General features: G+C 69.2%; 26 protein-coding genes. 9 read left to right on the plus strand and 17 right to left on the minus strand.

The window, feature by feature from the left end:
* The coding region (locus VAE46_RS11650) for a molybdopterin oxidoreductase family protein (protein WP_322797107.1) at window positions 1–543 on the plus strand (543 nt) is incomplete at its 5' end.
* Here VAE46_RS11650 and hemB read toward each other — a convergent pair.
* Window positions 506–1,480 (minus strand): porphobilinogen synthase, encoded by a 975-nt coding sequence (gene hemB / locus VAE46_RS11655; protein ID WP_322797108.1) that lies wholly within the window; start codon window positions 1,478–1,480, stop codon window positions 506–508. The genes VAE46_RS11650 and hemB overlap by 38 nt on opposite strands.
* A 69-nt stretch (window positions 1,481–1,549) precedes the next feature.
* Here hemB and VAE46_RS11660 point away from each other — a divergent pair, with 69 nt between their 5' ends.
* Window positions 1,550–2,236, plus strand: coding sequence for a hypothetical protein (locus VAE46_RS11660; RefSeq protein ID WP_322797109.1), 687 nt, complete (start codon window positions 1,550–1,552; stop codon window positions 2,234–2,236).
* A 6-nt stretch (window positions 2,237–2,242) separates the two neighbouring features.
* On the opposite strand, the gene VAE46_RS11665 is transcribed toward VAE46_RS11660, so the two are convergent.
* On the minus strand, window positions 2,243–4,018 hold the full coding sequence (locus VAE46_RS11665) for a nitrite/sulfite reductase (RefSeq protein ID WP_322797110.1): 1,776 nt from the start codon (window positions 4,016–4,018) through the stop codon (window positions 2,243–2,245).
* A 131-nt stretch (window positions 4,019–4,149) separates the two neighbouring features.
* Between VAE46_RS11665 and VAE46_RS11670 the strand changes: the two genes are divergently transcribed.
* Genes VAE46_RS11670 through VAE46_RS11690 form a run of 5 tightly spaced genes read left to right on the plus strand, consistent with a single transcriptional unit; the run spans window position 4,150 to window position 8,795 of the window.
* Complete coding sequence (locus tag VAE46_RS11670; RefSeq protein WP_322797111.1) at window positions 4,150–4,851, plus strand: phosphoadenylyl-sulfate reductase; 702 nt, start codon at window positions 4,150–4,152, stop codon at window positions 4,849–4,851.
* A 47-nt stretch (window positions 4,852–4,898) separates the two neighbouring features.
* Window positions 4,899–5,468, plus strand: coding sequence for an adenylyl-sulfate kinase (gene cysC, locus VAE46_RS11675; RefSeq protein ID WP_322797112.1), 570 nt, complete (start codon window positions 4,899–4,901; stop codon window positions 5,466–5,468).
* A complete protein-coding gene (cysD, locus tag VAE46_RS11680) occupies window positions 5,465–6,391 on the plus strand; it encodes a sulfate adenylyltransferase subunit CysD (RefSeq protein ID WP_322797113.1) in 927 nt (308 codons plus the stop codon). Before cysC ends, cysD begins: the two co-directional genes overlap by 4 nt.
* Window positions 6,391–7,668 (plus strand): sulfate adenylyltransferase subunit 1, encoded by a 1,278-nt coding sequence (locus VAE46_RS11685; protein ID WP_322797114.1) that lies wholly within the window; start codon window positions 6,391–6,393, stop codon window positions 7,666–7,668. Before cysD ends, VAE46_RS11685 begins: the two co-directional genes overlap by 1 nt.
* Window positions 7,665–8,795, plus strand: a complete 1,131-nt coding sequence (locus VAE46_RS11690; RefSeq protein ID WP_322797115.1) for a hypothetical protein — start codon at window positions 7,665–7,667, stop codon at window positions 8,793–8,795. The genes VAE46_RS11685 and VAE46_RS11690 overlap by 4 nt, the downstream gene beginning before the upstream one ends.
* An 18-nt stretch (window positions 8,796–8,813) precedes the next feature.
* Here VAE46_RS11690 and VAE46_RS11695 read toward each other — a convergent pair whose 3' ends face one another.
* The 7 genes from VAE46_RS11695 to VAE46_RS11725 all read right to left on the minus strand — a co-directional run bounded on the left by VAE46_RS11695 (window position 8,814) and on the right by VAE46_RS11725 (window position 15,523).
* Complete coding sequence (locus tag VAE46_RS11695) at window positions 8,814–10,055, minus strand: CoA transferase (RefSeq protein WP_322797116.1); 1,242 nt, start codon at window positions 10,053–10,055, stop codon at window positions 8,814–8,816.
* A complete protein-coding gene (locus VAE46_RS11700) occupies window positions 10,052–10,528 on the minus strand; it encodes a hypothetical protein (RefSeq protein WP_322797117.1) in 477 nt (158 codons plus the stop codon). The genes VAE46_RS11695 and VAE46_RS11700 overlap by 4 nt, the downstream gene beginning before the upstream one ends.
* Window positions 10,525–11,670: a CoA transferase gene (locus VAE46_RS11705; RefSeq protein WP_322797118.1), complete on the minus strand. Its 1,146-nt coding sequence runs from the start codon at window positions 11,668–11,670 to the stop codon at window positions 10,525–10,527. Before VAE46_RS11705 ends, VAE46_RS11700 begins: the two co-directional genes overlap by 4 nt.
* Before the next feature lie 11 nt (window positions 11,671–11,681).
* Window positions 11,682–12,719 carry a pirin family protein gene (locus tag VAE46_RS11710; protein WP_322797119.1) on the minus strand — a complete coding sequence of 346 codons (1,038 nt, stop codon included), beginning with the start codon at window positions 12,717–12,719 and terminating at the stop codon, window positions 11,682–11,684.
* A 70-nt stretch (window positions 12,720–12,789) separates the two neighbouring features.
* Entirely contained in the window at window positions 12,790–13,215 is a 426-nt protein-coding gene (locus tag VAE46_RS11715; protein WP_322797120.1) for a hypothetical protein, read from the minus strand.
* Window positions 13,212–13,676, minus strand: a complete 465-nt coding sequence (locus tag VAE46_RS11720; RefSeq protein ID WP_322797121.1) for an FAS1-like dehydratase domain-containing protein — start codon at window positions 13,674–13,676, stop codon at window positions 13,212–13,214. The genes VAE46_RS11715 and VAE46_RS11720 overlap by 4 nt, the downstream gene beginning before the upstream one ends.
* Window positions 13,677–13,771: 95 nt before the next feature.
* A complete protein-coding gene (locus tag VAE46_RS11725) occupies window positions 13,772–15,523 on the minus strand; it encodes a PEP-utilizing enzyme (RefSeq protein WP_322797122.1) in 1,752 nt (583 codons plus the stop codon).
* A gap of 154 nt (window positions 15,524–15,677) precedes the next feature.
* On the opposite strand from VAE46_RS11725, the gene VAE46_RS11730 reads away from it, so the two are divergent.
* Window positions 15,678–16,538: a 3-hydroxyacyl-CoA dehydrogenase family protein gene (locus VAE46_RS11730; protein ID WP_322797123.1), complete on the plus strand. Its 861-nt coding sequence runs from the start codon at window positions 15,678–15,680 to the stop codon at window positions 16,536–16,538.
* 28 nt (window positions 16,539–16,566) lie between these two features.
* Here the strand turns inward: VAE46_RS11730 and VAE46_RS11735 are convergent, their stop codons facing one another.
* The 6 genes from VAE46_RS11735 to VAE46_RS11760 all read right to left on the minus strand — a co-directional run bounded on the left by VAE46_RS11735 (window position 16,567) and on the right by VAE46_RS11760 (window position 20,510).
* Window positions 16,567–17,721 carry an aminotransferase class V-fold PLP-dependent enzyme gene (locus VAE46_RS11735; protein WP_322797124.1) on the minus strand — a complete coding sequence of 385 codons (1,155 nt, stop codon included), beginning with the start codon at window positions 17,719–17,721 and terminating at the stop codon, window positions 16,567–16,569.
* Between the two features lie 50 nt (window positions 17,722–17,771).
* The gene (locus VAE46_RS11740; protein WP_322797125.1) at window positions 17,772–18,500 is read right to left on the minus strand and encodes a Rieske (2Fe-2S) protein; all 729 of its coding nucleotides are present in this window, start codon (window positions 18,498–18,500) and stop codon (window positions 17,772–17,774) included.
* 73 nt (window positions 18,501–18,573) lie between these two features.
* Window positions 18,574–18,885: an antibiotic biosynthesis monooxygenase family protein gene (locus VAE46_RS11745; RefSeq protein ID WP_322797126.1), complete on the minus strand. Its 312-nt coding sequence runs from the start codon at window positions 18,883–18,885 to the stop codon at window positions 18,574–18,576.
* A 3-nt stretch (window positions 18,886–18,888) separates the two neighbouring features.
* A complete protein-coding gene (locus tag VAE46_RS11750; RefSeq protein ID WP_322797127.1) occupies window positions 18,889–19,389 on the minus strand; it encodes a flavin reductase family protein in 501 nt (166 codons plus the stop codon).
* A gap of 8 nt (window positions 19,390–19,397) precedes the next feature.
* Window positions 19,398–19,682, minus strand: coding sequence for a muconolactone Delta-isomerase family protein (locus VAE46_RS11755; RefSeq protein ID WP_322797128.1), 285 nt, complete (start codon window positions 19,680–19,682; stop codon window positions 19,398–19,400).
* Window positions 19,683–19,748: 66 nt separating this feature from the next.
* Window positions 19,749–20,510: a sulfite exporter TauE/SafE family protein gene (locus VAE46_RS11760; RefSeq protein WP_322797129.1), complete on the minus strand. Its 762-nt coding sequence runs from the start codon at window positions 20,508–20,510 to the stop codon at window positions 19,749–19,751.
* A 59-nt stretch (window positions 20,511–20,569) separates the two neighbouring features.
* On the opposite strand from VAE46_RS11760, the gene VAE46_RS11765 reads away from it, so the two are divergent.
* Entirely contained in the window at window positions 20,570–21,103 is a 534-nt protein-coding gene (locus tag VAE46_RS11765; protein ID WP_322797130.1) for a hypothetical protein, read from the plus strand.
* Here the strand turns inward: VAE46_RS11765 and VAE46_RS11770 are convergent.
* Together VAE46_RS11770 and VAE46_RS11775 are read right to left on the minus strand one after the other, a co-directional pair.
* Entirely contained in the window at window positions 21,096–22,334 is a 1,239-nt protein-coding gene (locus tag VAE46_RS11770; RefSeq protein ID WP_322797131.1) for a competence/damage-inducible protein A, read from the minus strand. The genes VAE46_RS11765 and VAE46_RS11770 overlap by 8 nt on opposite strands.
* 40 nt (window positions 22,335–22,374) lie before the next feature.
* Complete coding sequence (locus VAE46_RS11775) at window positions 22,375–24,045, minus strand: DUF885 domain-containing protein (protein ID WP_322797132.1); 1,671 nt, start codon at window positions 24,043–24,045, stop codon at window positions 22,375–22,377.
* Between the last annotated feature and the right edge of the window lie 30 nt (window positions 24,046–24,075).

Genomic DNA, 24,075 nt, shown 5'->3' on the forward strand with positions numbered 1-24,075 from the left:
GAGGGCGGCATCCAGTGGCCGTGCCCGGCTCCCGACCACCCGGGGACGCCCTACCTGTACGCCGAATCGTTCCCCCGGGGGTTGGGCAGATTCGTGTCGGTACGCCAGCCTGAACGGGCGGCCGAACTGCCCGATGCCGATTACCCGCTGGTGCTCAACACCGGCAGGGTGCTCTACCACTGGCACGGCGGCACCATCACCCGACGGGTGGCCGCGCTCGTGGAGCAGATGCCGGAGGTGCCGGTGGTCATCCACCCGGATGACGCAGCGACATACGGGGTCGAGGATGGCGGAGACGTGGTGGTCGCCTCACGGCGGGGCCGCCTGCGTGGCCGGGCCGTGGTGAGCGATGCCGTGCGCCGGGGGAGCGTCTTCGTGCCGTTCGTTCGGCTGCAGGAGAGCGCCGCCAATTTCCTGACCAACAACGCCTACGACGAGGCGTCGCGCATCCCGGAATACAAGGTGTGCGCCGTCAGGGTCGAGAAAAAGCGGCCCCGGCCGGCCGTCAGCGACGGGCAGCCCAGCTTTTCGCGTGGTAGGTGATGATGATGTCGGCCCCGGCGCGGCGGATGCTGGTGAGCGTCTCATCGACCGCGCGCGCTTCATCGAGCCAGCCGTTGGCCACGGCGGCCATCAGCATGCTGTACTCCCCGCTCACGTTGTAGGCGGCCACCGGAACGTTGACCCGGTCGCGGACCTGGCGGATGAGGTCGAGATAGGGCAGCGCGGGTTTCACCATGACCATATCGGCGCCCTGGTCGATATCCGCGAGGACTTCGTCGAGCGCCATGCGGGTGTTGGCCGGGTCCATCTGGTAGCCGCGGCGGTCACCGAACTGGGGAGCGCTGTCGGCCGCTTCGCGGAAGGGTCCGTAGAAGGCGCTGGCGAACTTGGCCGCGTACGAGAGGATCGGGACCTCGGTCAGGCCGCCGGCATCGAGGGCCGCCCGGATGGCGGCGACCCGCCCGTCCATCATGTCGCTGGGGGCGATGACGTGGCAGCCCGCCCGCGCAAGTGAGACGGCCGTCTCGGCGAGCAGGGCGAGGCTCGCATCGTTGTCGACCGTGCCCCCCGGGCCGAGGACGCCGCAGTGGCCGTGGCTGGTGTATTCGCACAGGCAGACATCGCCGAAGATGACGAGCCCGGGGGCGGCGTCGCGGATGCGGGCAGCGGCCTGCTGCACGATCCCGTCCGGGGCGTAGGCCCCCGACCCGCGTTCGTCCTTGCTCGCTGGCAGACCGAAGAGCATCACCCCGCCGATGCCCAGCCGCTCCAGCTCGCGGGCTTCAGCAGCGACGGCGTCGAGACCGAGGCGGTCCTGGCCGGGCATCGACGGGATGGGGCTGCGGCCGGAGAGGCCGGCTTCGATGAAGAGCGGATGGACGAGGTGGGCCGGGGTCAGCTCGGTCTCCCGCACGAGCGCGCGCAGGCCCTCGCTGGTGCGCAGCCGCCGGTGACGCCGGAACGGAGGAAGTTCCATGGTCAACCAGTCTAGCATCGGGAGACTTCCGGAGGTGCGCCGGGCGCTTCTGGTCGTATCCTCGTGGTGATGGAGCGACGGCTTCCCCCGCAGTACGCCGGGTGGCAGGAGCACGAGGGCGCCATGCGCCGGCTCTCGACACCCGAACTCATCGCCGAGGTGCAGGACGGTCCGCCCGACCGCAGGCTCGCGGCGCTTTCAGTGATCGATCTCGGAGCCGTTGACCCGGCCATCGTGCGCGACTGGATTCGGACGCTGCCTGACGCCGAGGCGAACGAACTGGCCGGGGCGATGCCCGTGCTGGCGGCCGAAGGCACCTGCAGCGACGATGCTCGCTGGGCCGAACTGGCGCGGGAGGGGTACGCGGCCCGGCGGCTGCCGACGTTCCTGGTGGTGCTGATGGCCGCCCTGGAGGCGATGGAAGCGCGCGGTTGCGCAAGCGCGGCAACCGAATGGGAAACCACGGCAGACTGGCTCGGCGACCTCTACGATCGGCTGGCGGCGGAAGGGGATGAGGAGGCGCTGGGGGACCTGGGACTCTTCGTCTTCGAGAACTACCTGGACCGCCCGGCGATCTTCGATGCCTTCTGCGGCATCATCGTGCGGCATGAGCGGTTCGCCCGCGAGGTCAGCGCGAACCCATCGCTCTACCTCGCCCGCCTGCCGGAGGAGCTACAGCGGCGTGCCCTGCTCGAGGCGGAGGCGGCCGGCGGGCTCAGCTTCGAAGTATCCTGGCGGAACCTCCGGGAGGGTTGAGCACCGTCAGACGGCGCACTCGCCCTCGCCGCGCTGGAGCTGGTACAGGTCGAGCCGGTTCCAGTCGATGAAGAGCGTCCGGTTGTCTTCGGAGAACTCCCCGGGGATGCAGAGGTCCTCGATGGCCTGCTCGAAGGGGCGAGGCCCCACGCGGTCGAAGAAGGCGTTGAAGGTTTCGCCGGGCTGGCGTTCGGCTTCGTAGAGGCGGATGAAGCGCTCGACCGCGTCGGGGCCGCGCTTCGCGGGCAGCCGCACCTTCAGCTGCTGGGCCATGCGAAGCTCGCCGTTGTCGTAGGAACCGCCGAGGAAGACGTGGTAGGCCGGCAGCTGGTGCTGGCCCACCTTCATCGCTGCCCCGTGGAAGCCGATGGTGGCGATGTGGTGCTGGCCGCAGCTGTTCGGGCAGCCGCTCATCTTGATGTGGATCTTCTTCGTGAGCGGGTCGGTGATGTTGAGCTCCTCGACGCGCTGCTGAATGGCCTGGTTGAGGCCCATGGATGACGTAATGCCAAGCTTGCAGCTATCGGTGCCGGGGCAGCTGACCACGTCGGTGATGGTCTGGGCGCCGATGTCGGCGAGGCCGAGCTCCTTGAGCCGCTGGAATACCTCGTAGAGGCTCTCATCGCGAACCCAGCGCAGGACGATGTTCTGGCCGATGGTGGTGCGGGCGTAGCCGCCGGTGTATTCGCGCATGATGGCGGCGAGGCCGCGGAACTGCTCGGGACGGAGGTCGCCGCGGGCCACCTTGACTTCGACGGCGCTGAATCCCTGCTGCTTCTGCGCGCGGACATTCGCGGCCACGAAGGCGGTAAATTCGCGGTGGTCGCCGTTGGGCTGCCGGTAGTGCGGCCGCCGGGCGGGGGCGTTGGCCTCCTCGTCGTGCACGAAGAGGAGGGGGTCGGGCCGGAAGCCACCCTCCTTCGCCCAGTCGCCCTGCAGCTCGGCTTCGACCATGCGGCGGAATTCGTCGATACCGACGCGGTCGACGAGGAACTTGATGCGCGCCTTGGCGCGGTTCTTCCGCAGCTCATCGGCAGCGTTGAAGATGCGGAGGACCGCCTCCGAGACCTTCAGGTACTCATCGACGGACACGAATTCGTAGAGGACCGGCGCCTTGCGCGGCATGGTGCTGAGACCGCCGCCGACCACCATCTTGAAGCCCTTGTGGCCGTCCTTGATGCGCGGGATGAAGCCGAGGTCGTGGATGCCGGTGATGGCCGTATCGGCGTCGGTGGCGGTGAAGGCGACCTTGAACTTGCGCGGCAGCAGCTGCGTCAGCGGGTTGCGCAGCCAGCGGCGCGCAAAGGCGCCGGCGTAGGGCGTGGGGTCGAAGGCTTCGCCTTCCTGGATGCCGGCCCAGGGGTCGCCGGTGACGTTGCGGACGGTGTTCCCGCAGGCCTCACGGGTGGAGAGCCCGGCACGGCCGAGAACGAAGAGCGCCTCGGCAGCTTTCTGCAACGGGATGTGGTGGAACTGGATGTTCTGGCGGGTGGTGATGTGGCCCTTGCGGAGCGGCGCGTACTTTTCGGCCACCTCGGCGAAGGCTTCCATCTGCTCGGGGGTGACGCCGCCAAAGGGAAGCTTGACGCGGATCATCTGGACGTTCGGCTGCCGCTGACCGTAAACGCCCTGCTTGAGGCGGAAGCCGATGAACTGCGCTTCATCCCATTCGCCGTTGAGGAAGCGAGTCGCCTCGGTCTGGAAATCCTCCAGTTCGGCCTGGAGGACGGGCAGGACCTTCCCCGGCTCGTTCGTATAGACGATGGTCTCGGCGTCTGGCATGGCGGCACCCTCTTTCGCGCCGGGCTGGTTCCGGCTGGCTGCGAACTTAACTGACTCTATCAACTTACTGACTTGCCGGCAAGGGATGAACTGGATAAAGTTGATCCAGTTCATCAGCAAAGAGGCTCGCCATGACCGCAGTGCAGACCCTGAGCGATGCCGAGATCGCCGCCCTCAACGAGCAGTTCGAGCGGGAGGAGCCCGAGCAGATCGTGCGATGGGCGGTCGAGACCTTCGGTGACGGGCTTTCGGTAGGCGCCAGCTTCGGCGGCGCGAGCGGCATGGCGATCCTGCACATGGTGGCGAAGCTCAAGCCGGACGTGCACGTCTTCGTCCTCGATACGGACTACCTGTTCGAAGAGACGTACGAGACCATTCGGCGCGCCGTGCCTGCGCTCGGCCTGACGAATGTGCAGGTGTACCGCTCGAAGCTTTCGCACGAGGAACAGGCGCGCCAGTACGGGGCGGCGCTCTGGATGCGCGACCCCGACCTCTGCTGCGAGCTGCGCAAGGTTGAGCCGAATCGCCGGGCGCTCGAGGGCCGCAGCGCCTGGATCAGCGGGCTGCGACGGGACCAGTCGGAAGGGCGCGCGAGTACGCCGATCGTCTCGTGGGCGGCGAAGTTCGGCGTGGTGAAGATCAACCCGCTGGCGAACTGGACTGAGAAGCAGACCTGGGCCTACATCGCGGCCCACGACATCCCGTACAACCCGCTGCTCGACCGCGGCTACACGAGCATTGGCTGTTACAACTGCACGGTCCCCGGCGTGCAGGGCCGCGCCGGGCGCTGGCAGGGATTCGAAAAGGACGAATGCGGCCTCCATACCCCGTGACGGACCGGGCTGGTCGCTCACCGGGGATTTCAGATGGGAGTACGGTTGTGACTGGAGCGCAGGGTTTTGTGGTGTGGTTTACCGGGCTCTCGGGCGCCGGCAAGTCGACGCTGACGGCGGCGCTCGTGCCCGAGCTCATCCGCCGGGGCCGGCGGGTCGAGGTGCTCGACGGCGACGAGGTGCGCCTGCACCTGTCGAAGGGCCTCGGGTTCAGCCGCGAGGACCGCGACACGAACATCCTCCGCATCGGGTATGTGGCGAACCTCCTCGCGCGCAACGGCGTGGGCGTGGTGACGGCAGCCATCTCGCCCTACCGGGAGACCCGCGACGCCGTGCGGGCGATGGTCGAGCGGGATGGCAGCGCCTTCATCGAGGTGCACCTTTCGACGCCCCTGGAGGTGTGCGAGGCGCGGGACGTGAAGGGCCTGTATGCCGAGGCGCGGGCGGGCCGGCGCCCCGGTTTCACCGGCATCGACGACCCGTACGAGCCGCCGCTGAACCCGGAGCTGCGGCTGGACACGTCGGAGACCCCAATTAAGGCCTGCGTGGCCGAGATTGTTGCGAAGCTCGAGCAGCTCGGGCTGCTGCCGGCGATCGCGGCGGAGGGTGCGCGATGACCGCAGCGGAGCTGCTGCCAGCCGCCCACGACCCGGGCCTCGACCTGCTCGAGGCGGAATCCATCTTCATCATGCGCGAGGTTGCCGCGGAGTTTGAGCGGCCGGCGCTGCTGTTTTCCGGCGGCAAGGATTCGATTGTGCTGCTGCGCCTCGCGGAGAAGGCCTTCTGGCCGGCGCGGTTCCCGTTCGCGGTGATGCACGTCGATACGGGGCACAACTTCCCCGAGGTCATCGAATTTCGCGACCGGCGGATTGCGGAGCTGGGGGCGCGGCTGGTCGTCGCCTCGGTCCAGGATGCCATCGATGAAGGCTGGGTGCAGGAGGAGCGCGGGCCGCGGGCCTCGCGGAACCGCCTGCAGACGCCGGTGCTCCTAGCGGCCATCGCCCGGCACCAGTTCGATGCCGCCATCGGCGGGGCCCGGCGCGATGAAGAGAAGGCGCGCGCCAAGGAGCGGGTCTTCTCGTTCCGGGACGAGTTCGGCCAGTGGGACCCGCGCAACCAGCGCCCGGAGCTGTGGAACCTGTACAACGGGCTGCACCAGCGGGGCGAGCACATGCGCGTGTTCCCGCTTTCGAACTGGACGGAGCTCGATGTCTGGCGCTACATCGCGCGGGAGCGGCTCGATATCCCCTCAATCTACTTCGCCCATGAGCGGGAGGTGTTCGAGCGCGACGGCATGCTGATGGCGGTCAGCCCCTACCTCCCGCAGCTGCCGCACGAGCGGAGCTTCACGGCCACCGTCCGCTACCGAACCGTGGGCGACATGACCTGCACGGCCGCTGTGCGCTCGGAGGCGCGGACGGTGGAGGCGATCATCGCGGAGGTGGCGACCGCCCGGGTGACGGAGCGCGGAGCAAGCCGGGCCGACGACCAGTTCTCCGAGGCCGCGATGGAAGACCGCAAGCGCGAGGGGTACTTCTGATGGACCTGCTGCGATTTGTCACCGCCGGCTCGGTGGACGACGGCAAGAGCACGCTCATCGGCCGCCTGCTCTACGACACGCGGCAGGTGTTCGAGGACACCCTGGCGAGCATCGAACGGGCGAGCGCCGCGCAGGGGCTGGACGAAATCAACCTCGCGCTGCTGACCGACGGCCTCCGCGCCGAACGGGAGCAGGGCATCACCATCGACGTTGCCTACCGCTACTTCGCCACCCCGAAGCGAAAGTTCATCATCGCGGACTCGCCGGGGCACGTGCAGTACACGCGCAACATGGTGACCGGCGCATCGACGGCCCACCTTGCGCTCATCCTGGTCGATGCGCGCAAGGGTGTGGTCGAACAGACCCGCCGCCACTCGGCGCTGGCCGCGCTGCTGGGCATCCACCACGTGGTCGTCTGCGTGAACAAGATGGACCTCGTCGGCTGGTCGGAAGAGCGCTTCCGGGAGGTGGAGGCGGAGTACGGGGAGGTTGCGGCGTCGGTCGGCATCGATGACGTCACCGTGCTTCCCCTCTCGGCGCTGACGGGCGCGAACCTCGTCCACCGGGCGCCCGAGCTTTCGTGGTTCCCGGGCCCCACGCTCCTTGAGTTCCTCGAGGCGGTGCCGGTGCCGAACCCGGCGCGGTCGGCCGCGTTCCGCTTCCCTGTCCAGTACGTCATCCGTGCGAATTCGCCCGCGCACCCGGACTACCGGGGCTACGCGGGCACCGTTGCCGCGGGCAGCGTGCGCGCCGGCCAGCGGGTGCGGGTGCTTCCGCACGGCATCGAGACCGCGGTGACCCACATCGACCGCTACCGCGAATCGCTGGCGGCGGCGCAGGCGGGCGACGCGGTCGTGCTCCGGCTGGCCGACGAGGTCGATGCCGGCAGGGGCGCGATGCTGGTCGCTGCAAATGATGCCCTCCAGGCGGCCCGGCAGCTGACCGCCGACCTCTGCTGGATGAGCGATAGCGCCACGCTCCGCCCGGGCCAGCAGGTGCTGCTCAAGCACACCACCCGCCGGGTCAAGGCGGTGGTGGCGTCCCTCGATGACCGCCTGGACATCCATCGGCTGGTCCGCCTGCCTGAACCCGGGGAGCTGCGGCTGAACGACATCGGCAGGGTCACCCTGCGGCTGGCCGAGCCGGTGATGGCCGACCTCTACGGGACCTGCCGCGAAACCGGGGCCTTTATCCTGATCGACCCCGCAAGCCGCAACACGGTCGCGGCCGGGATGATTCGCGGCATCGAGTCGGGCGCTGCGGGGGCTTCCCGGTGAGCCCGGCGGGGGGAGAGGGGGAAGCCGTCAACCCGCCGCTGGCAGAGGGCGAGCGCACGGACGCCGCACATCCCGGGCTGCCGCGGCAGGCTGGGGCGGCCGTGGTCCGCGGGGCAACCGCGGCGGCGGGAATTCTCCTCTTCATCCTTGGCCTGCAGGTGCTCAAGCAGGGCGCCCGCGCGCTCGTCCCGCTGCTCGATGGGCTGAGCATCGCCGGGCCCGCCAATGCCGTCGGCTTCGGCTGGCTGCTGGCGTACGCGGCGATGAGCGGCTCGCCGGTGGCCGCCATCGGCGTCACCCTGCTGGCAGGCGGCGTGCTGACCGAAACCGAGGCGTTCGGCGTGGTGGGCGGCTCCCGGCTGGGGGCGTCGTTCATCGTGCTGGCGGTCGGCTACGTACTCTACCTTGCCCGGCGCCGGAACCCCGACGGTATCGCCATCGGCGTGATCGCCCTGCTCACCACGTTCACCACCCAGGGCCCAGCGATCTTCGTCGGGCTGGCGATCCTGCACTTCGGCGTGCTCGATGGGCTGCAGTTCGCGCCGCCGCCAGCGATGCTGGACTGGGTCGATGCGCTGTTCGGCGATACCGTCAGGTGGCTGGATGGCGCGCTGCCGGCATGGCTCCTGTTCGTGTCGGGGGTCGGCATCCTCCTCGGCGCGTTTGGCGTGTTCGATCGCTCGCTCCCGCGGCTCGAGGCAGGGTCAGGGCGGTTCGAGGCAGCGCTGAGGGGCGTCCGTTCGCGCTGGGTGATGTTCCTCATCGGCGGGGCGGTCACCTCGCTCACGATGAGCGTTTCGATCTCGCTGACGCTGCTGGTGCCGCTCAGCCTGAAAGGCTACCTCAAGCGCGACCAGGTGCTCCCGTACGTGATGGGCGCGAATATCACCACCTTCGTCGACACGCTGGCGGGTGCGCTCATCCTTGGCGGGGCCACGGCGTTCACCGTGGTGCTAACGGAGATGGTCTCGGTAGCGGTGGTGTCGCTGGTCATCCTCACCGTCGCCTACGGCCCGTACTCGCGGGCAATCCTTGCGGTTGCGCACCTGGTCACCAGCCGGCAGCGCAACCTCGCGGTGTTCCTGGGCGCGATCGTGGCGGTCCCGCTGGTGCTGCTGGCCCTGTAGCTGCCGAAGCGTCCCGCTTTAGCGGTGGAGCGATTCGTCCGGGACATCGGCGGTCACGCCCTCGCGCCTCAGCTGCTCGATGCGCGCATCATCGAGCCCGAGGAGGTGCCGGAACACGTAGTCGTTGTGTTCGGCGAACCCGGGCGCCGGCAGGCGGATGTGGCCCGGCGTGCGGGAAAGCACCCACGGCGGCGACTCCATCTCCCAGGTGCCCGCATCGGGATGGGTATGTTCGACCCAGGCCCCGGTGGCGCGGAGATGCGGGTCCGCGACCAGTTCCGGCGTTGTGAGGACGGCCCCGGCGGGCACGCCGGCGCGCTGGAGCAGGTGCATCGCCTCGTGGTGGCCGCGCTGGGAGGTCCAGGCTTCGATGAACGGGTCGAGTTCGTGCTCGTGCCGCTTGCGGGCTTCCCTGGTCGCGAACCGCGGGTCTTCGGCGAGGCCGGGCTGACGGATGACCGTGCAGAGCGCGCGAAACTGCTCGTCGGTTTCGCAGGCGATTGCCACCCAGCGGTCGTCACCCGCACAGCGGTACACGTTGTGCGGGGCGAGGTGGGGGTGACGGTTGCCCATGGGCTTCGGCAGCTCGCCGGTGAGGCTGTAGCCGACGAGGTGTTCGCCCACGAACATGGTGAGGTTTTCGCGCTGGGCAAGCTCGACGTACATGCTCCGTCCGGTCAGCCGCCGCTTTCGCAGGGCGAGTGCGACTGCACCGACGAGCGCGGTCCCGCCCATGGGGTCGCCGTAGCTGAAACCGGTCTTCATCGGTTCGCCGTCTTCGTAGCCCGAAATCGAGACCAGCCCGGCCAGCTGTTCGACGTTCGAGCCATACGCGACATAATCCTTCTCGGGCCCCGATTTCCCGTGTCCGGGCATGGAGACATAAATCAAGTTGGGGTTGACGGCGGCGACCGCGTCGTAACCGAGGTCAAGGTTGTCCATGACGTCGGAGCGGAAGTTTTCGACCAGGACGTCGCTGATGGCGCAGAGCCGGAGCAACAGTTCACGGCCCGCGGGGTGCCGCAGGTCGAGCGCGATGGCGTACTTGTTACGGTTGTTGTGGTTGAAGTAGGCCGAGCGGTTGTACCAGCGAGGGATGTCCCGGGGGATGAGCCCGAGGGCCCGCAGGAGGTCCCACTGGCGGGGAGCTTCGACCTTGATGACCTCGGCGCCGTAGTCGCCCAGCAGACGGGTGCCCATCGGGCCCGCCCAGACCATGGTAAGGTCGACCACCCGGACGCCGGACAGCGGCATCGTCATGCGGAGCGCTCCAGTCGGGCAAGGCTCGGCGGGCCCTGCCATGTTTCGCCGTTGTCGAGGGCGACCGTCAGCTGCGTCCCGGTCGACTCAACGACCCCCGGGAGCTCCGGCTGCCCGGCAGGGTACGACGAGCGCCTTGGGACGAGCACGCGGGCGCCGGGCGGGAACTCGGCGCTGGCGGTGATTTCGAGCGCCTCGATGCGGCGGCCGATGGCGCGGGCGAGCACCTGGAAGAGGGCGAAATCGTCTGTCTTTTGGAAGGTGGCGATGGCTTCCTCGCGGGTCGCCGCCTCGCGCGCGGGGCGCAGGTCGGCAGGCGGCGGGATCTCCTCCTCGGTGCCTTTCGCCAGCAGGGCGGTGACGTACTTGCGGGCGCGCGGCGCGGCCTCGCCGGTCAGGCGGTAGAGCAGGGCGAGGTCGTCGCAGGTTTCGAAGAAGGCGGCGGCACGGGCCACCCGTTCGCGGGGCGTCATCGGGGCAGCCTCCCGAGCATCTCGTCGGTGTGCTCACCGAGGAGCGGGGCCCGCCCGGCGGACCAGTCGCCCGGGCCCATCCACCACGGGGGACCGGGGTAGACCGCTTCGCCGGCAACGGGGTGGTCGATGCGCTGGAGGAAGCCGCGGGCGTTCAGCTGGGGGCTTTCGAGCAGGTCCTGCATGGTATGCACGAAGGCGATCGGGGCCCGGCCGGCACCGGCGCGGCGATAGAGGTCGTGCTTGGTCTCGGTCGCTGCCCAGGCGTAGAGCTCGGCCATCAGCTCGTCGTTGTGCTGGACGCGGTCGGCCTGGGTGGCAAAGCGCGGGTCCTCGCCGAGGTCGGGCCGGCCGATGACCTCGAGGAAGGGCTGCCAGTTGCGCGGCATCAGGTGGATGCCGATGTGCCCATCGGCGCACGGGTAGATGCCGATGAAGCTGGCCATGTGATTGCCGCGGCGGATGCCGTTCCACTGCCCGAGGTAGCAGTAGTAGGGGATGGACGCCTCGAGGATGGGCGCCATGCAGCGCTGGATGGAGACATCCACGTGCTGGCCGATTCCGTCGCGCTCGGCGGCCAGCACGGCCAGCATCCCCGCCGAAAACCCGTTGAGGCCGCCCTGGTAGTCGGCCTGGTAGCCGCCGTTCTTGAGCGGGCCGCCCTCCAGCGTGCCGGTGATGTACATCTGCCCGCCCATGGCAAAGGCGATGAGGTTGTTGGCTCGGTAGTCGGCGTAGGGGCCGGTCTGCCCGAACGGCGTAATCGAAATCATCACCAGGCGCGGGTTGCGGGCTGCGAGCGTGGGGTAATCCAGCCCGAGCGCGCGGAGGTCGGCCGGGCGGTAGTTGTCGATGAACACGTCCGCCGTGGCAGCGAGGTCGAGCAGCGTCTCGCGGTCTGCCGGGTCCCGGGGGTCGAGCACCACCGACTTCTTGCCGGTGTTGAGGTAGAGGAACAGCGCGCTCGCTTCAGGGTTGGGTTCGCCCCCGGGGAACGGGCCATGCGCACGGGCGATATCGCCGCCGGGTGGCTCGACCTTGATGACCTCGGCCCCGTAGCCGGCGAACAGCTTGCCGCAGTACGGCGCACTGACAAACGTGCCGAATTCGATGACGCGCAGACCATCAAGCGGACGGGCCACGGGTGGCTATCTTACGCGCCCCCTGCCTTCTCCTCATCCGGGCCGGTCTCGTGGTCGATGGCCGGGCCGCGGTCGCCGTGGAGCCGCGAGAAGTCGAAGCGGGTGGGCGGGATTTGGCCCATGCGCCCGGCGTGGTAATCGCGGATCGCCTGGAAGATCTCCTGCCGGGTGTTCATCACGAACGGTCCGTGGAAGACGACCGGCTCGCGGATGGGCTGACCCCCGAGGAGGAGCACCTCCAGCGCGGGAGCGCGGGAGTCCTGCACCGGCTCGGCTTCGATGACGACGCCGTCACCGTTGCCGAAGGCCACCAGCTGGCCTTCGCCGAACGGCCGCCGCTCTTCGCCCGCCCGGCCGCGGCCGGCCAGGGCATAGACCAGGGCGTTGAAGTGGCGCGGCCAGGCGAGCTCCAGCCGGCTGCCCGCGTAGATGGTGGCGTGGGCGTAGGCGATCGGGGTGTGGGTGACCCCGGGACCGCGGTGGCCGTCCAGCTCGCCGGCAATCAGGCGCACCAGCGCGCCGCCGTCGAAGGCGGCGAGCAGGGTCACCGCCTTTGCGCCGATGTCCTGGTAGCGGGGCGGCGTCCACTTCAAGGCTGCCGGCAGGTTCACCCAGAGCTGCACCCCGTGGAACAGGCCGCCCTTCTGCACCAGCCAGGCCGGGGGCACCTCATCGTGGAGTATTCCGGCACCGGCGGTCATCCACTGGGTAGCGCCGTCGGCGATGTAGCCGCCGCCCCCGGTGGAATCGTGATGCTCGAGCGCGCCGTCGATCATGTAGGTGACCGTCTCGAAGCCCCTGTGGGGGTGCCAGGGTGCGCCTTTTGCCTCACCGGGGGCGTACTCCACCGCGCCGATGTGGTCGAGCAGGAGGAAGGGATCGGCGATGGCCAGTTCCGGCCCCGGGAAGGGGCGCCTGACCTGGAAGCCCTCACCCTCGAGCGAGACCCGGGCGGTGACGACCCCGGCCACCGGCCGGACGCGCCCGCCACCGGGCAGCCGCGCCAGCCGGGGTAGGGCGAGGAGGTTATCGACGGTGACAGCGGGCATGCGCGCCTCCTGTGGTTGCTAACGCAACTACCAGCGTAGCAGAACGGCGCAAGCCGCTGCGGGAAGGCGGCTAGGAGCGGGACGGCAGCTGGACCTGGACGTTCGCCCGCGTGCTCGGCTGCCCCTCAGCGAGGGTGACCACTTCCAGCTCGACGAGGTGGGCGCCATCCTCCACGCGCTTCTCCACCACGCGGCCGGCCAGCACCAGCGGGCGGTCGGCCACATCGGGCCGGCGGTAGGCGGCGCGGACGCTGCGCACCTGGCCCTCCGTGCCGGCCCAGTTGCTCACGTATTGCGTGATCCAGGCGAGCTTCAGCAGGCCGGGCACGAGCGCACCGCCAACCCCGAGCCGCTTGCCTGCCTCGGCGTCGGCGAAGGCGGGGTTCGTCGGGTTGTCGCGCCCGAAGAAATCGATGGCCATGTCGGTGGTCGGCACGCGCTCCAGCGGCTCGAGCTCCTCATCGACCTGGACGTCTTCGAAGTACCGCTGGCTCATTCGTCGCTCCTCCCCTGGGCCATCTTCGGGTCGAACTGGGTGATGGTGATCATGGCGGCGGCTACGTGGTTGCCCTCGGCGTCGTAGTAGTCCGTGCCCTGGGTAACGAGGACGCTGTAACCATAGCGCCCGCCGAGGCGGTCGCGGATGTCGTAGACCTGCGAGATGGCCTGGAGCTCCTCGCCGATGCGGAACGGCCGGGTGAAGCGCCACTCCTGCTGGGTCAGGAGACCGCCGGGGAGCACCTGGGGCATCCCGCGGCGCGGGCCGCCGCCGAGCATGGCAATGACGTACGGCGGGGCGATGCCGGTGCCGTCGGCGTAGCGAGGGTCGGTGTCGCCGAGGACGTCGCGCATGCGCCGGGCGTCCTCTTCGCGGATCACGACCGTGACAGGGTCGCTCTTGCGGCCGATTGCGGCCCGGTGCTCATCCGTGATGAGACTCTGTTCGGGAATCGACATGGAACCTCCGGGACAGGCCCGCAGCCGACAGGAGCGGCCGCGCGCGGTGTAGGGTGCCCGTAGTCTGCCAGCTTTCGGGCCTGTCCGGGAGTGGCTCAGGGAAGGCTGATCACCGTGACCGCGCCGGTGTCGCCGTCGACCTCGATGGTGGCGCCATCCGGGATGCGGCGGGTGGCATCGGTGGCCGAGACGACGCAGGGGATGCCGAGCTCGCGGCTGACGATGATCGCGTGGCTCAGGGTCGCACCGACATCCACCACGACGGCGGCAGCCGGCACGAACAGCGGCGTCCAGGCCGGGTCGGTCATCGGCGCGACGAGGATGTCGCCGGGTTCGAGCACCGTCGGGTCGAGGGGGTCGAGCACGACGCGGGCGGTGCCGCGCGCTTTCCCCGGGCAGCCGGGAAGGCCCTGGATGACATCGCCGGGGCCGGCCTTGGCTGCCGTGTGGTCGGCCTTGCGCTTCCAGGTCGTGTTCGCGGGCGGCGGGCCGTTGATGATGAAGGGCGGCTCGAGCGACTGGAGCCAGTCGTAATGGCGTTTGCGGGCCTCAACCAGCTCGTGCACGCCTTCGAGGCGCCCGTCGACATAGGCCTCGAGCTCATCCTGGAAGAGGAAGCAGATATCGCGCGGGTGGTCGATGTGGCCGCGCTCCACGGCCCGCTGGCCGAGTTCGCGCATGGCGACGCGCGACTCCTCGATGACGCGCACGATGTTTGTCTTCGAGCGCTCGCGGCCGGGCACGAAGGTGAGGGCGCTCTTCATGGCGGTATCGAACTGGGCGAGGGTCGCCGGGTCGCCGGCGAGCGCCTCCCTGATCTCGGCCCGCACCTTCTCGCGCTCGGCCACGCGGGCCGCATTCTTGTTGCGCGGCGAGGCGTCGTCGTCCCCGAGGCGCATGCGGTCGATGGCCGCGAGCGCGATATCGGGGTTGGTCTCCCAGGTCTCGGCCATAAGGTCCCACTCGTTGGGGCCGCGCGAACCGTACTCGGCGAGGAACTCATCGAACTTCGCGAGGAATTCACGCGCATCGGGCTCGTCCGAAGCCTTGAGGCGCTCCATCAGGCCGGAGGGGCCGGCATCGAACAGGGCGGTGAGCGCCGGTGAGTTCCGCACCATCCGGCTGAGGTCCCACATGGCGTAGGAGGGCGCGGCCGAATCGACCCCGCCGAGGCCGGCGATGAGCCGCATGGCATCGGCGGGCCGGCCGATGGCCGCGCAGATGGCCGCGATGGCCCCGGGGCCGATGGAGGAGGCGCCGCTCTGGTTGATGTGCTGGTCGAACAGGCGGCGGCAAATCGGCCGCAGGCTAATCGCCCGCTCGAGCAGCTGCCGGTCCGTGAGTTCCGCGAGGTTGGGGCGGCTGCGCCGGATTTCGTAGGCGAGCTGGCGGTCGGCTTCGAGCTCCGACTGGTCCATATCGCCCATCACCCAGGCGAGCCACTTTTCCATGACCGCGGTGGTGGCGGGATTTTCGTGCCAGGGCTCCTTCACGTAGGGCGGGACATCGGGGTGGTCGCCGAAGTAGGCCGCGTCGATCGCCGCCGCGGACATGCCGGGCGTGCGCTCGCCCCAGACGCGGATCCAGGTGGCGTTGAGGTAGCCGTAGCCGCCGATGAGCCCGATGAAGTCACAGCGGTTGGGGTCGGGGTCGAGCTCCTCATCGCCGACGCCGAGGCGGTTGACGGCGCAATCGCGCCAGCCGGCGACGGTGCCGCCATTGGCGAAGACGAGGTCCCAGCCTGCCGGGCTCGGGGGTTCTGGAAGTACCTCGCCGACGTTGGCGCGGGTCCAGAATGACGCCTTGGGGTTGTAGGGCTGATCTTCGATCCAGCGAACCGCTTCCATGCTGCTCCTGCCGATGCTGTCGTAGTTGGCCCGGGATGATACCCGGTTGGCCGGCCAGCTGGGAACTGCGTTGCAGCCGGTTTCGTGACAGGAACAGGCGGTCGCGTATGATAGCTGCGAACTATCGATTCATAGACTGAAAGAGGGCATCCGGGTGCGCATCGAGAAGGTCGGAGTCATCGGCGCCGGGCTCATGGGGAGCGGCATCGCGCAGGTCGCCGCCTATCACGGGTTCGATGTCACGCTGGTCGACGTGACGCGCGAGCGGGTCGACCAGGCGATTAGCGGCATTCGCCAGCGTCTGGCCCGGGAGGCGGAGCGGGGCCGTATCTCCGCGGAGGCTGCCGAGGCGGCCGCTCATCGGCTGGTCGGCTCCGACGACATCGACGATTTGCGGTCGGTCGCCCGGGTCGAAGCCGTCATCGAGGCGGTGGTCGAGGACCACGAGGTGAAGACGCGCGTCTTTCGGCGGCTGGGCGAGGTCTGCCGACCCGATGCGCTGCTGGCGAGCAACACCAGCTCGCTGCCGCTGAGCGACCTGGCCGCCGCGAGCGGACGGCCGGAGCGCGTGATTGGCCTCCACTTCTTCAACCCGCCGTGGGCGCTGAAGCTGGTCGAAATCGTTTCCACCGCGAGCACGACCGAGGAGACGCTGGAGGATGCGCTGGACTTCTGCCGCCGGCTCGACCGGGTGACCGTGCAGGTCAAAGATACGCCCGGGTTCATCGCCAATCGGCTGCTCGTGCCGTTCATCTTCGATGCCATCGAGCTGCTGCAAACGGGCGTGGCCTCGGCAGAGGACATCGACCTCGCCTGCCGGGTTGGCCTGAACCATGCCATGGGCCCGCTGGCAACGGCCGACCTCATCGGGCTGGATACGCTGAAGGCGATCGCGGAGAGCATGTTCGAGGAGTACGGGGAGCCGCGGTTCAAGGCGCCGACCCTGCTTCGCCGGCTGGTGTCGCTCGGCCACCTCGGGAGGAAGACCGGGCGCGGCTTCTTCCGGTACACCTGAGTCGGCCGGCCCACCCGGCCGGCGCCCCTCAGCCGCCGGCCGGCAGCTCCCGGGCGATGGTCTCCATCTCCTCGAGGATGGCGCGACATTCGTCGTCGGTGTTGTAGAAGTGCGGGGCGATGCGGATGCCGGCCCCCGGGCGAAAATCGACCACGAAGCCGCGGCGAATCAGCTCGTCCTTGACCTGCTCCGCGTGGGGCAGGTCGACCGTCACGTGGTTGCCGCGGCGAGCCGGCTCGAGCGGCGTGTTCACGGTAAACCCGCGGGCGAGCGCGCCCTCGATCAGGAGCTGTGTCTGGTGGATGGCCTTCTCGCGGATGGCGGAGACCCCGACCTCGCGGATGATGCGATAGCCTTCGCGCGCCTGGTAGTAGGCGGGCATGTTCGGCGTCCCGCCGGTGAAGCGGCTGATGCCGGGGGCGTACACGATGGGCGGCGGTTCGAAGCCGAAGGGCCGGGCGTGCGAGAACCAGCCGGCGAGGCGCGGCTCGAGGCGGTCGACGAGGTCCGGGCGCACGAACAGGTAACCCGCGCCGGGTCCCCCGCAGAGCCACTTCACCGAGCCGCCGACGAGGAAGTCCACCCCGAGGTCCATCACGTTGAAGGGGATGGAGCCCATCGACTGATAGGCGTCGACCAGGACGAGCGCACCGAATTGCCGCGCCCGCTCCACGATCGGGGCCAGGTCCACCAGTTCGGCCGTTCGGAACAGGACGTGCGAGACAAGCACCAGGAGGGTGTGGTGGTCGATGGCGTCCACGAATTGCTCGGTGGGGAACACCAGCGGGTCGCTGCCGATACGGACCACCTCCGCACCGAGCCGGCGCTCACCGTCGAGCAGGTATTCGACGGTCGGGAATTCCCCCGCACAGCAGACGATGCGGTTCCGCGGCGGTTCGTACTCGAGGCAGGAGAGCACGGCGGCCAGCGCGTTGGTGACGTTCTGGCACATGGTCATGGAGCCGCGAGGCGCGGCGATGATGTCCTCGAGGATGCCGGCCACGGCCGAAACTTCGGGCAGCCAGGTATCCCAAGCGACGACCCCTTCGCTCGCCCAGAGGTCGGTGTACTCGGCGAGCGCGGCCGGCACCGAGTCGGGCATCGCGCCGAGCGAGTTGTTAATCAGGTAGGTCTTCTTCGCGAGGATCGGGAACCGGGAGCGCCAGGCAAGCAAATCGGGCATGCCCTGCAGCATGCCCGAGGAGTGGCTGGCGGGGAAGGGGCCGGCGGTTGTCAGCGCGGGAGGCCGACGTACACCTCGCCGTTTTCGATGCGCACCGGGTAGGTCTGGAGGTCTTCGGCGGTGAGCGTCGGGCGGGCGAACTTCGGCACAGGGAACGCCTGGTAGGGCATGGGGATGAAGCGCAGGAGCTTGAAGAGCTTCGACTGGATGCCGCCGAGGAAGGGGTGCTCGTTGTTGAACTGGCTGGAGAAGGGCTGGCGCACCACCTTGCCGCTTGCGACGTCGAAGCGGGCGCCGTGGAAGGGGCACATCACACAGTTGTCCTTGATGGGCTCGGGGCGGATCGGCGACCCCGGAAATCCGGCGAGCGGCAGGCGGGCGTGCGAGCAGAGTGCCGTGAGGGCGTGCACCTGGTCGCCGGTGCGCACAATGACGATGCGCTGGGCACGGGCGCGCACCTCCTTCGGCAGGCCCTCGGGGAAATCGCGCAGCAGGCCGACCTTTGCCCAGCGGGTCATCGCCGTGTGGGGGCGAATCTCCTTTGCGCGGACCGGGACCGGGGCGTCGAGCCCGAGCAGGGGCGAGACCACGACCTGCATAAGGCCGCCGGAGACGAGGCCAGCAACGAGCAGGACGATGCCGCCGAGCGTGTTGTCGCTCGCGGTCACGGGGTCGCCCGGGAAGAAGAGCATGATGATCCCGCCGGCGATGAGGCCGATGCTCGCGATGCCCCACGTGCCAAGGATCGAAACACCAAGGAATGCCAGCGCAGGTGACACAGCCAAACCTCCGACGGGATACTACCCCGCTTGTGCAGAAATGCGCAAAGTTACGGCTGACCGGGTGAGCAGATCACGCCCCGGAAAGCTGTTCCGAAAGCCCTTCAAGCAGAACCCGGACGCGTTCGGGGGCCGCCAGGTGCTGCCGGATGCGGGTTTCGAAGTCCTTGCGGTCGGCCGATTGGGACCAGCGCTTCCAGTCGCCGAGGCCAAACCAGGTGCTGACGACCACGATGTTGTGAGGGTCCTCGCTATCGCGCAGGGTTTCGCCCGAGATGTAGCCGGGCTCATCCAGGCAGCGGATGCGCAGCTGGCGAAGCAGCTCGAGGACCTGGCGCTCCCGCCCGGGGAGGACGCGCCGTTCGATGACGACCTTGACGGCCATGGCCTACCCCTCTGCAAGTGATCGGTAGCCGCGGCGGAAGTAGATCAGCGGCTGTTTCTCCGGGTTGGACCGTGCGGCGACGACCCGGCCGATGGTGATGGTGTGGTCGCCGCCGGGCAGGGCAGCGTGGAGTTCGCAATCGAGCTGGGCGAGCGCGCCCTTGATCAGTGGCGCGCCCGTCACCCATCGCTCGACGTCGATGGATGGGTCGAACGCCGGTGCCGGTTCGCGCCCGGAGATGGCGAAGTACTGCGACACCGGGGCCTGGTCGCTGGCCAGGATGCTGATGGCGAAGCGCCCGGAGCGCTCAATGAGGCGTGGCAGCTGGTTGGTATCGGCAAGGCTGACAAGGACAAGGAGCGGGTCGACGGAAAGGGACGAAAAGCTCGAGACGGTGATGCCGTAGACGAGCCCATCGAGTTCGGTGGTGACGACCGTCACCCCCGAGGCCCACGAACCGAGCGCGCCCTTGAAGTCTTCAAGCGTGACGGTGGGGGTTGTCATGGACCACCTCAGGCCGGGGGCAGGGACGGGACCATGTCCCAAAGGGCGTGGACGCTGGTCTCGACGAAGTAGCGGGCCATCGGGAGCGAGGCGATGAGCTGGTCCATCTCCCGGGCATCTGCGACATCGTAGATGGCCAGGACGCCGACGCCGGCCTCGCGGTAGAGGGCGCGGATCTTGCCCTGGTCGTACTGCGAGCGGACGGCGCGGAGCTGGTCGGCAACGATGGCCTGCCACTGCTCGGGCGGCATGTCGTGCGGCTGCCGGGAGATGAGCCGGACAGAAAACAGCATGGGGCGCTCCTCGATGTTGGGTGGTCCCGATTATAGAGGCCGGGCCGTTACGGCCGCGGCGGGTCGCTACCGGACCAGCAGGACCCCGGCAGCGACGATGCCGTAGGTGATCACCGCGACCCGCAGCCAGCGCTGACCGAGGCGGCGAGCCAGCCCCACGCCCAGATAGCCGCCGGCGAGGGCGCCGCCAGCCATGACCGCGGCGGCGGCCCACTCCACCGGCCCGAAGAGGACGAAGGCCGTGACGGCGGCGAAGTTGATGACCGCGGAGAGCAGTCCCTTGAGTGCGTTGGAATGCTGCAGGTCATCGGGGAGGAGGATGGCGAGGACGGCCAGCATGATAATGCCGAGCCCGCCGCCGAAGTAGGCGCCGTAGATGGCCAGCACGAAAACGGCGCCCAGCAGGCCGGCAGGCAGGTGGGCGGCATCGCGGGCCGCCAGCCGCCGGCGCCGGGCGAATTCGGCGAGGGGCGCATGGAAGGCCATGACGCCACAGGCGAACAGGATCAGGAACGGCACGATGGCGTCGAAGGCTGCCTCGGGCGTGGCGAGGAGGATCGCCGACCCGGCCAGCGAGCCGAGCACGGCGGGCACCGAGAGAACCGCGATCCGCCGTCGCTGGCGGCGCAGCTCTCCGCGGTAGCCGATGGTGCCGCCGACATAGCCGGGCCAGAGCGCGACGGTGTTGGTGACGTTCGCTGCCTTCGAGCCGTACCCCGCGGCGATGAGCGCGGGGAAGCTCACGAGCGACCCGCCACCGGCGACGGCGTTGATGGCGCCGGCTGCGAAGGCTGCCGCGCCGAGCCCGGCGGCGGTCAGAGGGTCCATACGCCGGTTCACGTTGGCAAAGCGCGAACCTACGCGCCAGCACGGTTAGGCTGGGGCAGATGGAGCGACCGCGGCTGACCTTCGACCTCGATGGGGTCCTCTGCCGGCCGCCGTTCGGCATCAACCCCGGGAGCGGGAGGGGCAAACGCCGGGACGCGCCGGGACGCGGCGGCCTGCTCTGGCTCACCGAACGGTGGCGCTACCTCGGGCGGCGACCGATGCCGGGAAGCCTCGAGGCGTTCCGCACGCTCAGCGAACGGTTCGACTGCACCGTGGTGACCGCCAGGGGCGAGGCCGCCCGCCCGCTGACGGAGGCCTGGTTCCGGCGGTACCTCGGGAGGGTGCCTGCGCTGCGGATGCGGCCCGCCCCTTCCGAGACATCGGCCCAGTTCAAGGCGCGGGTGATCGCCGACATCGCACCGGTGGCCCACTTCGAGGATGACCCGTTCACCGCCCAGTGGGTCGCGGAGCTCATCCCGAGCGTGTACCTCGTGGATTGGCCCCGCAACCGCTGGCTGGAGGGCCCGAACATCCGTCGGGTTCGCTCAGCCACCGACGCGGTCGAGGAGCTGCTGCGCAACCGGGCTACCTGAGCTGCCCGAGGAGGGCCCGCCGCAGGAGCAGCATCGCGGTGGTGACCGCGCGACGCTTGACCGCCTGCCGACCCTGGTTCATGGAGGTCGAGAGGACGTGGGTTGCGCCGTCGGGCGCGGCGACGGCGATGTGGACCGTCCCCGGCGGTACGCCGTCCTGTGGGTCGGGCCCGGCGACACCGGTGACGCCGACGCCGTACGTGGCGCCGACGCGCTCACGCGCCGCTGTCGCCATTGCGCGGGCGGTCTCCTGGGAGACCACGCCGTGCTCGAGGATGACCTCCGCCGGCACCCCAAGGGCGATCTTCTGCTCCGTCTGGTAGGTCACGAAGCCGGCGACGAAGTAATGACTGGCGCCGGGCACATCGGTGAGCGTGCTCGAGAGCAGGCCGCCTGTGCAGGATTCCATCACGGCGAGGGTGGCGCCTGCCCGGTGCATGAGGTCGGCGATGTGACCTTCGAACGTGTCATCGTCGCGGCCCCAGATGGCATCGCCGAAGATGCGCTCGAGCTCCTCCTCAACCGGGCGGATGCGCGCCCAGGCCTCCTCGCGGGTGCGGCCCTTGGCGCCGATGCGCAGGTGGACGCCGTCGGCGCGGGCGTAGGTGCCGATGCCGACGCCGGGGGTGCTGTACAGCGGCCGGGCCATCTCATCGACCGTGCCCTCGCCGATGCCCACGGTTTTCAGGGTGCGCGTCACCAGCACTTCCCCGGCGAACCGGCGCTCGAGCTCCGGCTGGACCTCGTGGGTCCACATTCGCTCCATTTCCGGCGGCACGCCGGGCATGCAGATGATCACCCGGCCGTCGCGTTCGACCCACCAGCCGGGCGCCGTGCCGCGGGGATTGTCGATGGCGCGCGCGCTGGGGATGAGCCACGCCTGCTTGAGATTCGAGGCCGGCATGGGATAGCCGCGGCTCTCGAACCACTGGCGCAGCCGCCGCTCCAGGTCGGGGTCGACATACGGCTCCTCGTTGAGCAGCCGGGCGATGCCCTCGCGTGTCAGGTCGTCGTCGGTAGGGCCGAGGCCGCCGGTGCAAATGATCAGGTCGGAGCGGGACCAGGCGCGCTCAAAGGTCTCGACGATGCGGCCGAGGTTATCGCCGACCACCGACTTGTAGTACAGGTCGATGCCGAGCTCCGGCAGACGCTGGGCAATGTAGGCGCTGTTGGTATCGATGATTTCCCCGAGCAGGATCTCGGTGCCGATGGCGATGATTTCCGCTTTCACGGGGCGGAAGTCTACGGCCGGCGGGGCGGCGGTGAAAGCCTCAGGGGATGGCGGCCAGCTCGCTCTGCATCTGGGCGAGACCCATGGGTCCGAGGTTGAGGGCTTCGCTGTGCCACTGCTTCGGGTCGAAGGCTGGCCCGCGCCGCTTGCGCGCTGCCTCGCGGGCCTCGAGCCAGCAGCGCTCGCCGACCTTGTAGCTGATGGCCTGTCCGGGCATCCCGAGATAGCGGATCACTTCGCTTTGCATAAAGTCAGGCGGGAACTGGGAGCGCTCGTTGCAGAACTGCTGGCCGAGTTCGGCGTTCCACGTCTCACCGGGGTGAAAATCCTGGCCGCGCGGGATCTCCAGCTCCAGGTGCATGCCGAGATCGACGATGACGCGCACGGCGCGGAGCGCCTGTGCCCTGAGCATGCCGAGGTAGTAGTCGGGCACCTCCAGGTAGCCGAGTTCGGCCATCAGCCGCTCGGCGTAGAGTGCCCAGCCCTCGACATACCCGGACGTGCCGCCGAGGAGGCGCTGGAAGCGGGAGAGCTGGCCCGCCAGGTATTTCGCGTTGGCCCGCTCGAGGTGGTGCCCTGGAACCCCTTCGTGGTAGGCGATGGAGACCTCGCCCCAGAGCGGGAACCGGGTCTTCCCGCCGGTGGGGTACCAGGTGCGGCCCGGGCGCGAAAAGTCTTCGGACGGGCCGGTGTAGTACATCGCCAGCGCACCGCCGGGGGGCGCGATCATCGCTTCGATCCGGCGGACGGGTTCCGGGATATCGAAATGTCGGCCGTTGAGCTCCGCGATCGTACGGTCCTGGAGGTCCTGCATCCACTGGCGGAAGGCGTCGACCCCCTCGATGGCGCGGTCCGGGTCGGATTCGAGGAACTCCCGGGTCTCGGCGATGGTCGCGCCCGGCAGGATGCGCTCGCAGGTCGCGCGCATCTCCGCCTCGATGCGGTGCAGCTCCTCCCAGCCCCAGCGGTAGGTTTCGAGCAGGTCGAGCTCGACGCCGTTGAAGGCGCGCGAGGAGAGCTGGTAGCGCTCCGGCCCGACCCCGTCGCGGTCGACCGCCCGGGGCATCATCTCGGCCTCGAGGAAGGCGGCGAAGTCGAGGTACGCGGCTGCGGCAGCATCCGCGGCGGCGCGGAGGTCGCGCTGCAGCGCCTCGTCGGTGGCTGCTGCGCTGCCCTGATCGACGAGCCCGTGGAAGAACGACGGACCGGATGCTCCGCCGTAGACGGAGAGCTGCCGGACAGCCTCCGCGATTTGCCGCCGCGGGCTGGGCACGCCCTGTTCGATGGCCACCTCGAGGGTGCGGCGGTAGCTCCGCAGCGCCTCAGGTACCTGCGCCATGCGGCGGGCGACCACCATCCAGTCTTCGGTCGACTGCCGCGGCATGAGGTCGAAGACCATGCGCACCGAGGTGGCGGGGCTGCGGAAGCCGCTCAGGCGGAGGTATTCGCGGGCCTCGTCCAGCTCGTCGCGGAGCTGGAGGTATTCGAGCATCGATTCCTTCGCCACCCGGTCACGGTCGCCTTCTGGCGCCGCAGCCTCGAGGTCGCGACGGTACCGGCGGCGTACGTCGGCCAGTGCTGCGACGCCCTCGGGCGAGTAGTCGGTCAGGCGATCGTCGTGCCCGGGGACGCCCATCATCGTGGCCGCGACAGGATCGAGGGCGGCGAGCTCCGTGATGAACTGGTCTGCCAGGTCGTAAATGCGAGTCATCAGGCCGCCCTCCCCGGATTCTTCATGTGC

Source organism: Tepidiforma sp. (assembly GCF_034433535.1).
In the GTDB taxonomy this organism is placed as follows: Bacteria; Chloroflexota; Dehalococcoidia; order Tepidiformales; family Tepidiformaceae; genus Tepidiforma.

Coding starts and splice junctions, on each gene's coding strand:
- VAE46_RS11715 (WP_322797120.1), bottom strand. CDS start 13,215: ATGAGCCAGCGGTACTTCGAAGACGTCCAGGTCGATGAGGAGCTCGAG.
- VAE46_RS11745 (WP_322797126.1), bottom strand. CDS start 18,885: ATGGCCGTCAAGGTCGTCATCGAACGGCGCGTCCTCCCCGGGCGGGAG.
- VAE46_RS11750 (WP_322797127.1), bottom strand. CDS start 19,389: ATGACAACCCCCACCGTCACGCTTGAAGACTTCAAGGGCGCGCTCGGT.
- VAE46_RS11760 (WP_322797129.1), bottom strand. CDS start 20,510: ATGGACCCTCTGACCGCCGCCGGGCTCGGCGCGGCAGCCTTCGCAGCC.
- VAE46_RS11720 (WP_322797121.1), bottom strand. CDS start 13,676: ATGTCGATTCCCGAACAGAGTCTCATCACGGATGAGCACCGGGCCGCA.
- VAE46_RS11685 (WP_322797114.1), top strand. CDS start 6,391: ATGGACCTGCTGCGATTTGTCACCGCCGGCTCGGTGGACGACGGCAAG.
- VAE46_RS11660 (WP_322797109.1), top strand. CDS start 1,550: ATGGAGCGACGGCTTCCCCCGCAGTACGCCGGGTGGCAGGAGCACGAG.
- VAE46_RS11755 (WP_322797128.1), bottom strand. CDS start 19,682: ATGCTGTTTTCTGTCCGGCTCATCTCCCGGCAGCCGCACGACATGCCG.
- VAE46_RS11765 (WP_322797130.1), top strand. CDS start 20,570: ATGGAGCGACCGCGGCTGACCTTCGACCTCGATGGGGTCCTCTGCCGG.
- VAE46_RS11710 (WP_322797119.1), bottom strand. CDS start 12,719: ATGCCCGCTGTCACCGTCGATAACCTCCTCGCCCTACCCCGGCTGGCG.
- VAE46_RS11665 (WP_322797110.1), bottom strand. CDS start 4,018: ATGCCAGACGCCGAGACCATCGTCTATACGAACGAGCCGGGGAAGGTC.
- VAE46_RS11725 (WP_322797122.1), bottom strand. CDS start 15,523: ATGGAAGCGGTTCGCTGGATCGAAGATCAGCCCTACAACCCCAAGGCG.
- VAE46_RS11670 (WP_322797111.1), top strand. CDS start 4,150: ATGACCGCAGTGCAGACCCTGAGCGATGCCGAGATCGCCGCCCTCAAC.
- hemB (WP_322797108.1), bottom strand. CDS start 1,480: ATGGAACTTCCTCCGTTCCGGCGTCACCGGCGGCTGCGCACCAGCGAG.
- VAE46_RS11700 (WP_322797117.1), bottom strand. CDS start 10,528: ATGACGCCCCGCGAACGGGTGGCCCGTGCCGCCGCCTTCTTCGAAACC.
- cysD (WP_322797113.1), top strand. CDS start 5,465: ATGACCGCAGCGGAGCTGCTGCCAGCCGCCCACGACCCGGGCCTCGAC.
- VAE46_RS11735 (WP_322797124.1), bottom strand. CDS start 17,721: ATGCCCGATTTGCTTGCCTGGCGCTCCCGGTTCCCGATCCTCGCGAAG.
- VAE46_RS11775 (WP_322797132.1), bottom strand. CDS start 24,045: ATGACTCGCATTTACGACCTGGCAGACCAGTTCATCACGGAGCTCGCC.
- VAE46_RS11695 (WP_322797116.1), bottom strand. CDS start 10,055: ATGACGATGCCGCTGTCCGGCGTCCGGGTGGTCGACCTTACCATGGTC.